Genomic DNA, 4,582 nt, shown 5'->3' with positions numbered 1-4,582 from the left:
CAATAAAAGTTGGGCTGCTCGTACATCTCGGAGCGGCCTTCGCGCGCCGGCACCGTCAGGGGGCGAACGTGAACCCCGTAGGCCTTGGTGCCCTGCAACAGAGCGACATGCTTGAGGTCCGGCGCGACCGGCTCGAGCGCGGCCATCAAATTGCGCAACATCAGATCATTGGTCTTGATCTGCTGCGGATCGCGCCAACCATCGACGAGCTGTGGCGCCTCGTAGAGCGCGGCGTAGATCAAATGGGTGGCGCCCTGAAGCTCGGCCGCGGCACGGCGGCAATCGGCTTCGCTGGTAAGGTCGATCGGGACATGGCGGGCGCCGTAGAGGCCGCGCGGCTTGCGCCGCGACAGCGCGATGACCTCGCAGGGGCTGGATGTGCCGAAGTGTCGCAACGCGGCGTTGCCGACGAGACCGGTTGCCCCAGCGACCACGACCTTTTTGCTCGTCATGCGCGAGCCTCCCTTGTTATTGCCTAATCGCGTAGCAGATCGCTGATGGTTCCGACTTGCGTCTGGCCCGCGTTCGCACTTGCGAGGACGGCATCAGGCTTGATTATCGCAGGGCGTCCGGTCATCCTTGCTGACGGAACCGCAACGCTCGGCTTCCAGCAACAAGAGCCCATCAGGGCCATTCGGAAACGCTCAAACAAATCTCAACAAGAGAACGTCGATCCTCGACGAAGACAAGACGACAGCAAGATCGTTCCCTGGTCGATGCATCGACGCAATGGAAGGGATGCGCATGAAACGTCGTGATTTTCTGAAGGTGACAGGCGTCGGCCTGGCCGCGAGCACAGCAGTGGCTGCGCCCGCGATCGCGCAGTCGTCGCCCGAGGTCAGGTGGCGCTACGCCACGAGCTGGCCGAAAGCCCTCGATACGCTCTATGGCGGCTGCGAATATTTCTGCAAGCAGGTCGCCGACATTACCGACAACAAATTCCAGATCCAGCCTTTTGCGGCGGGCGAGATCGTCCCGGGCCTGCAGGTGCTCGACGCCGTGTCGAACGGCACGGTCGAGATCGGCAATACCGCGCTTTATTACTATTGGGGCAAGAACCCCGCATTCACGTTCGCAACTGCCCTCCCGTTCGGCTTGAACACGCGCCAGCAGATTTCCTGGCTGCTGTGGGGCGGCGGACAGGATCTCGTCAACGACCTCCTGAAGGAGCACAACGTCTACGGCATCCCGACCGGATCGACCGGCGCGCAGATGGGCGGCTGGTTCAGGAAGGAGATCAAGACGGTCGACGACCTCAAGGGCCTGAAGATGCGTATCGGCGGCTTTGCCGGCACGATCCTCGCCAAGCTCGGCTGCGTGCCACAGCAGCTCGCCGGCGGCGACATCTATCCGGCGCTGGAGAAGGGCACCATCGACGCGGCCGAATGGGTTGGTCCCTATGACGACGAGAAGCTCGGCTTCGCCAAGGTCGCGAAGTACTACTACTATCCCGGCTGGTGGGAAGGCACGAGCCAGGGCCACAACATCATGAACATCGAGAAGTGGAACGCGCTGCCCAAGCACTATCAGGCGGCGATCGACGCGGCGTCACGCGACACCTTCACCTGGATCACCGGCAAGTACGATGCGGTGAATGCTCCGGCGCTGAAGCGGCTGATCGTGAACGGCGCGATCCTCAGGGGCTTCCCGCAGGAAGTGCTCGAGGCCTGCTACAACACCGCCAACGAGATCTATGCCGACCTGTCCAAGACCAATCCGCATTTCGGCAAGATGCATGCGAGCATGACCGCGTTCAAGAATGACTCGTTGCCTTGGACGCAGGTGGCCGAGCTGAGCTACGACAGCTTCATGGCGCGGATGCGGACCAAGACGTGAGGCGCTGAGCGGCTCACACGACTAAAGACGGAGAAGCCCCGGAGATGCTGCCATCTCCGGGGTTTTACGTKCTTTGGTTCTGGTTTCGGACCAAACCTGGTTGTCCCAATCGGCTTCGCAACTGCGAGCGTTCCGACGACGCTTGATTATCGCAAAGCGACCGGTCATCCTGATGGGCGGAACCGCAACGTACGGGATCCACAAAGAGCCCTAAAGGGCCGTCGGACACACTCACACCTTCACCAAAGACAAGTTCGGTTCTCGGCGAAGCAAAAGACGACACGAAGATCGTTCCCTTAGTCGAGCAATCGGCACAACGGAGGGATACGCATGAAACGTCGTGAATTTCTAAAAGTGACAGGCGCTGGCCTGGCGGCAAGCACAGCGGTTGCTGCGCCGGCCATCGCGCAGTCTTCGCCGGAAGTGAGATGGCGGCTCGCCGCGAGCTGGCCCAAGGCGCTCGATACGCTCTATGGCGGCTGCGAATATTTCTGCAAGCGCGTGGCCGAGGCCACCGACAACAAATTCCAGATCCAGCCGTTCGCGTCCGGCGAGATCGTGCCGGGCCTGCAGGTGCTCGATGCCGTCTCGAACGGCACGGTCGAGATGGGCAACACGGCGCTGTATTATTACTGGGGCAAGAACCCCGCCTTCACGTTCGGCACCTCGCTGCCGTTCGGACTGAACACGCGGGCGCATATCTCCTGGCTGCTGTTCGGCGGCGGCACGGAAATGCTCAACGACCTGCTGAAGGAATACAACACGGTCGGCATTCCCACCGGCTCGACCGGCGCCCAGATGGGCGGCTGGTTCCGGAAGGAGATCAAGTCGATGGAGGATTTCAGGGGACTGAAATTCCGCGTCGGCGGCTTCGCCGGCACGATCATCGCCAAGGTCGGCGGCGTGCCGCAGCAGATCGCGGGCGGCGACATCTATCCGGCGCTGGAGAAGGGCACAATCGACGCGGCCGAATGGGTCGGCCCCTATGACGACGAGAAGCTCGGCTTCGTGAAGGTTGCGAAATACTACTACTATCCGGGCTGGTGGGAAGGCACCGGCCAGGGCCACAACATCATGAATCTCGACAAGTGGAACGCGCTGCCGAAGCACTATCAATCCGTGGTCGAGATGGCGTCACGCGATACCTTCACCTGGGTCACCGGCAAATACGACTACGTCAACCCGCCGGCGCTGAAGCGTCTGCTGGTGGCCGGCGCGATCCTGAAGCCGTTCCCGCAGGAAGTGCTCGAGGCCTGCTACAGCGCCGCGCACGAAATCTACGCCGATCTCAACAAGACCAATCCGCACTTCAACAAGCTGTACACGAGCCTGTCGGCGTTCAGGAACGAGTCGCTCGCCTGGATGCAGGTGGCAGAGCTCAGCTACGACAGCTTCATGATGCGGATGCGGACACGGACGTGAGGCGTTAAGCGAAGCGCAGCGCCACAAACGACGAAAGCCCCGGAGATGTCTCCGGGGCTTTTTGTTTCGGGATCAAGAGCGCGATAAGGCGAGAGCCCGAACCACACCAACGCTGTCATCGCCCGGCTTGACCGGGCGATCCAGTACTCCAGAGGCCCATATTGGAGGGCTCGCTCTCGCCACATCGGCTGCGGCGTACTGGATGCCCCGGTCAAGCCGGGGCATGACAGCTGTGAGTGTGGCGGGCGCTTGCCGTAATAGCGCTCAGTTCTGATCGTCACCCAGCGCGGCAACCAGCTTGTCGTAGTACTTGCCGACCAGATCGATGTTGGCCTTGTTCTCGACCTGCGGCGCCGGCGTCTTCAGCGCTTCGTTGAGCTCATCGAGCGCTTCCTTCTTGTCCTTGGCCGGCATCTTCTTGTCGGCCTGGACCTGCGCGATCTGCGCCTTGATGACGGCTTCCGTGCCGACATATTTCTTGGTCGCGGGATCGAAGCCGCCGAGCACGAGGCTGATGTTGTCGACGACGTTGTTGTAATCGTCATAGCCGRCAAAGCCGTTCTTCTTGGCGACGCCGTCGAGCTGGCCGATCACCTTCTGGTCGGGCGCGGTGTTCTCCGGCAGCTTTTCCGTGATCGCATCCATGTCCTTCTGCGCGGCGAGCACGCCGTCGAGCTGCTTGTCGGTCAGCGCGATCTGCTTGAGGCTGGGCGCCTGCGCGGGCGCGGCCTGCGGAGCCGGCGCTGCCTGCTTGGCCTGCGCGAACGCGGCGCCGGAGGAGGCGAGCGATGCGGCGGACAGAAGGCACGCGACGCCGAACGCGGTGAGGGCGGGACGAAGCAATGCTGGCATGGGAGTCTCCTCCTGAAGGGGATGGTTGGTGTTGTCAGCGGAAGGTCTTGGCAATCGAAGGTCTCGACGACGGAAAAACTAGGGAGCCTGGAATGAACTGCGCATGAACTCCGCTTGCGTCTGCTAAGGGCCGATCATGGCTGAATGATCACAACCCTGTGGTGGGTCCCGCGATCACCAAACATTGTTCTGCCTGCAATCCATCTGCTTGCCGACCTCTCGAGGCGCCTGCCATTTGCGACGCGGTGGCGTTCAGCCTGGTGTCAGGAATCACCTGAAATCACTACCTGCAACTGATCACTGCGCCGGCAGAAAAATGCGCTGATGACGAAGGTGCACGAGAGCGTGCGCAGCGTTGAGAGCGGCAAAGATCTGCTGTTGGTCGACGAATGGAAGACGCACCGCGCGAAGCCACGTCTTCTGCTCGCGCCGCGGGATCTAGACGTTCCATCGCCAGCGCGACGCCGGATCG

General features: G+C 61.8%; 4 protein-coding genes. 2 read left to right on the top strand and 2 right to left on the bottom strand.

Going from position 1 to position 4,582, the window contains the following annotated elements:
- Positions 1-452: NAD-dependent epimerase/dehydratase family protein (locus AC1DW2_RS40960; RefSeq protein ID WP_477008893.1), on the bottom strand; the 452-nt coding region annotated here is incomplete at its 3' end.
- Positions 453-744: 292 nt separating this feature from the next.
- Between AC1DW2_RS40960 and AC1DW2_RS40955 the strand changes: the two genes are divergently transcribed.
- Complete coding sequence (locus AC1DW2_RS40955) at positions 745-1,836, top strand: TRAP transporter substrate-binding protein (protein WP_063986726.1); 1,092 nt, start codon at positions 745-747, stop codon at positions 1,834-1,836.
- A 330-nt stretch (positions 1,837-2,166) separates the two neighbouring features.
- Positions 2,167-3,258 (top strand): TRAP transporter substrate-binding protein, encoded by a 1,092-nt coding sequence (locus AC1DW2_RS40950; protein ID WP_354114525.1) that lies wholly within the window; start codon positions 2,167-2,169, stop codon positions 3,256-3,258.
- A 264-nt stretch (positions 3,259-3,522) separates the two neighbouring features.
- Here the strand turns inward: AC1DW2_RS40950 and AC1DW2_RS40945 are convergent, their stop codons facing one another.
- Positions 3,523-4,110: a hypothetical protein gene (locus AC1DW2_RS40945; RefSeq protein WP_477008892.1), complete on the bottom strand. Its 588-nt coding sequence runs from the start codon at positions 4,108-4,110 to the stop codon at positions 3,523-3,525.
- Between the last annotated feature and the right edge of the window lie 472 nt (positions 4,111-4,582).

It is taken from the genome of Bradyrhizobium sp. P3_C3 (assembly GCF_056402655.1).
Note: the sequence above shows the minus strand (reverse complement) of the source record. Positions and strands in the feature narration are given on the sequence as shown.